At 58.6% G+C, this 3,051-nt stretch carries 5 protein-coding genes; all 5 read right to left on the bottom strand.

Annotated elements, in window-relative coordinates; translation table 11 throughout:
- Positions 1–701 (bottom strand): UMP kinase (gene pyrH, locus ACNKID_RS10960; RefSeq protein ID WP_417913469.1); only part of this gene is annotated, 701 nt, incomplete at its 3' end.
- A gap of 93 nt (positions 702–794) precedes the next feature.
- On the bottom strand, positions 795–1,406 hold the full coding sequence (tsf, locus tag ACNKID_RS10955) for a translation elongation factor Ts (RefSeq protein ID WP_417913468.1): 612 nt from the start codon (positions 1,404–1,406) through the stop codon (positions 795–797).
- A gap of 93 nt (positions 1,407–1,499) precedes the next feature.
- Positions 1,500–2,264 (bottom strand): 30S ribosomal protein S2, encoded by a 765-nt coding sequence (gene rpsB, locus ACNKID_RS10950; protein ID WP_417913467.1) that lies wholly within the window; start codon positions 2,262–2,264, stop codon positions 1,500–1,502.
- A gap of 145 nt (positions 2,265–2,409) precedes the next feature.
- Entirely contained in the window at positions 2,410–2,790 is a 381-nt protein-coding gene (locus ACNKID_RS10945) for a hypothetical protein (protein ID WP_417913466.1), read from the bottom strand.
- A partial coding sequence (locus ACNKID_RS10940; protein WP_417913465.1) for a hypothetical protein occupies positions 2,753–3,051 on the bottom strand: 299 nt, incomplete at its 5' end. The genes ACNKID_RS10945 and ACNKID_RS10940, both read right to left, overlap by 38 nt.

Below are 3,051 nucleotides of genomic sequence, written 5' to 3'. Positions count from 1 at the left end.
GTAATCAACGTCCCCACCTGCTCGCCTGCCGCAGCGCGGGCGATGTTGCCTTCCTTCTTCATATTAAAGACCAGCACCGGCAGATTGTTGTCACGAGCCAGCGAAATGCCCGCCGCATCCATGACGCGAAGCTGATCTTGCAAAACCTTGGTGTAGGTCAGGCGGTCAAAGCGGACAGCATTCTTGTCCTTCTCCGGGTCGCGGTCATACACCCCGTCCACCCGCGTGGCCTTCATCATCACATCCGCGCCGATTTCAAGAGCGCGCAGCACGCCGCCGGTGTCGGTGGTGAAATAAGGATTGCCCGTGCCGGCAGCGAAGATCACCGCCCTGCCCTGCTCCAAATGCGCCAAAGCACCGGCGCGAGTGTACGGCTCGCAGACATTTTGCATGGCAATGGCCGACAGCACTCGGCAGGGCACGCCGATCCGCTCCAGCCCGTCCTGCATGGCCAAGGCGTTGAGCACCGTGGCCAGCATTCCCATGTTGTCGGCGACAGCGCGGTTCATGCCGCCTGCGGCCCCGGCCACGCCCCGGAAGATGTTGCCCGCGCCGATGACCAAGCCCAGCTGCACGCCCTGCTGATGCACCGTCTTGATTTCCTGCGCAACAAACTGAATCATGGCCGGGCTGATGCCGTAGGCTCCGTCGCCCATCAGGGCCTCGCCGCTGATCTTGAGAAGGATGCGCTTGCACTTCATGGTCTTGGAATCTCCGTCAGATGTGGGAAGAGGAAAGGGCGCGGGCCGCAGCGCGTCTTGCCCCGGCTGCCGCTGGCCGGGGACTTGGTTTTCTCACGCGCCGAGCTGATAGCGGGCGAAGCGTTTCACGGTGATATTCTCGCCCATCTTGGCGACCAGCTCGTTGAGCAGGTCTTGAATCGCGACATCAGGATTCTTGACGAACTTCTGCTCCAGCAGGCAGTTTTCGGCCACAAACTTATCGATCTTGCCGTCAACGATCTTGGCGACGATGTTCTCCGGCTTGGATTTGCCGGTCTTGGCCTCTTCCTCTTTGATCTGGCTGATGTACACGTCGCGCTCGCGGGCGATCATCTCCTGCGGCATGTCCTCGCGGCGGATGGCCACCGGATTGGCGGCGGCGATGTGCATGGCCACGTCTTTGGCAAAGGCTTTGAACTGATCGGTCTTGGCGACAAAATCCGTCTCGCAGCCGACTTCGACCAGCACGCCCAGCTTGCCGACTCCGTGGATGTAGCACTCGATCACGCCTTCAGAGGTGGCGCGGCCTGAACGTTTCGCGGCTACAGCCAAGCCCTTCTGGCGGAGAAAGTCAACCGCTTTCTCCATGTCGCCCTTGGTCTCGGCCAGAGCCTTTTTGCAGTCCATCATGCCCGCGTTGGTCTTCTCGCGCAGCTCTTTGACCATTTGGCTGGTTATTTCCATTCTTGTCTCCTTAAAAAAATCATCCGGGACAGCGTGCCCGGCTCAATCGTTGGATGAAAAGGGCGGCTGCAAAAGCCGCCCCTCTGCGCTGCGTCAGACAGCAGGCTCGGCGAAGGCGGTGGCGGTCATGGCCGCTTCCAGCTCGTCAATATTGCCCGAAACTGCCTCGCCAGAAATGCCTCTGCCCTCGAGAATGGCATCCGCAGCCTGTCCGGCGATCAGGCGCACGGCGCGGATCGCGTCGTCGTTGCCAGGAATCAGGTAGTCAACGCCGTCCGGGTTGCAGTTGGTGTCGGTCAGAGCGACCACAGGGATGCCCAGCTTCCGCGCCTCGTCGACTGCGATCTCCTCCTTGCGGGGATCGATGATGAAGAGCACGTCCGGCAGCTTGCGCATGTCTTTGATGCCGCCGACGTTGCGCTCCAGCTTGATCCGCTCCTTCTCCATCAGCAGGACTTCATGCTTGGGGAAGCGGTTGATGCTGCCGTCCTTCTGCATGGCCTCGATCTTCTTCAGCCGGTCGACCGAATTTTTGATGGTCTGGAAGTTGGTCATCATGCCGCCGAGCCAGCGGTGATTGACATAGTACATGCCGCAGCGCTGGGCCTCTTCCTTGATCACCGCCTGCGACTGACGCTTGGTGCCGACAAAGAGAATGCTGCCGCCGTTGGCCGCGACATCGGTCAGATAGGCGCAGGCCTTGCGGAACATCCGCATGGTCGCATCAAGGTTGATGATGTAGATGCCGTTGCGCGGGCCATAGATGAACGGTTTCATCTTCGGGTTCCAGCGCCGGGTCTGATGTCCGAAATGCAGACCGGCCTCAAGCATCTGCCGCATGGTGACTGTCACTGCCATTATTGCTCCTTTCCTGCTTTATGGTTGTTCCTCCACTCCAAGTCCGATTCCGCTCAGGGAACACCAAAGGACGATGCCGGAGTGTGCGTGATAGGGGCAGCCGCCCGTCGTGCAGCGGCTGCATGTTGCTTGGAAACTGCTTTTATTACCACAAACTGAAACGGACAGCAAGAACATCCTGTTGCAATGCGGCAAGGAAAATGTGCTCCGTCTCTGCCGCAGGCTTCGTCTTCTTCTTGAAACGGACAATCTCACCGCTGCGGCCGCCGCCCGCCATCTCGTCTTCGCTGCTGTCCTTGCCGCGCTTCACGCCGACTGCGGCCAGCATCCGCGAGGACAGAAAACGCAGCTCCCTTGCAGCCGCCTTGAAGTTGCTGCCCAAGCCGTCTGCCTTGGCAATCTTGGCGGGACAGTCGGCTTGGGCGAGGCTGTTGTCCAAATCCAGATTCTGATCAATCGCTTTGAGATTGGCGGCCTGCTGCTGGGCATCAGCAACGATCTGCGAGCCTTTTCGTTTGAAGGCCACGAGCTTTCCTTCGTGATGAACGTGGTTTTCCACGTTGCAGAGGAGCTTGCGGACGTTCGGATGCTGTTTTTAGACGTTGCGATGCTGCTTTCAAACGTGCAAAAGCTGCATTCACACGTCTAAAAGCTCCGTTTGGACATGCAAAAGCAGCTTTCAGACATCTGAATGCTGCTTTTAAACATAGGAACGCAGCTTTTATACGTTGCAAAGCTCCATGCAGATGTTTGAATGCAGCTTTTAAACGTCTGAACAGAGCATTTG

The sequence above is a fragment of the Candidatus Electronema sp. TJ genome (genome assembly GCF_048287355.1).
Classification (GTDB): Bacteria; Desulfobacterota; Desulfobulbia; order Desulfobulbales; family Desulfobulbaceae; genus Electronema.
Note: the sequence above shows the minus strand (reverse complement) of the source record. Positions and strands in the feature narration are given on the sequence as shown.

What these genes read in the sequence shown, in the direction of transcription:
- rpsB (WP_417913467.1), bottom strand. Translation starts at nt 2,264, where the DNA reads ATGGCAGTGACAGTCACCATGCGGCAGATGCTTGAGGCCGGTCTGCAT.
- tsf (WP_417913468.1), bottom strand. Translation starts at nt 1,406, where the DNA reads ATGGAAATAACCAGCCAAATGGTCAAAGAGCTGCGCGAGAAGACCAAC.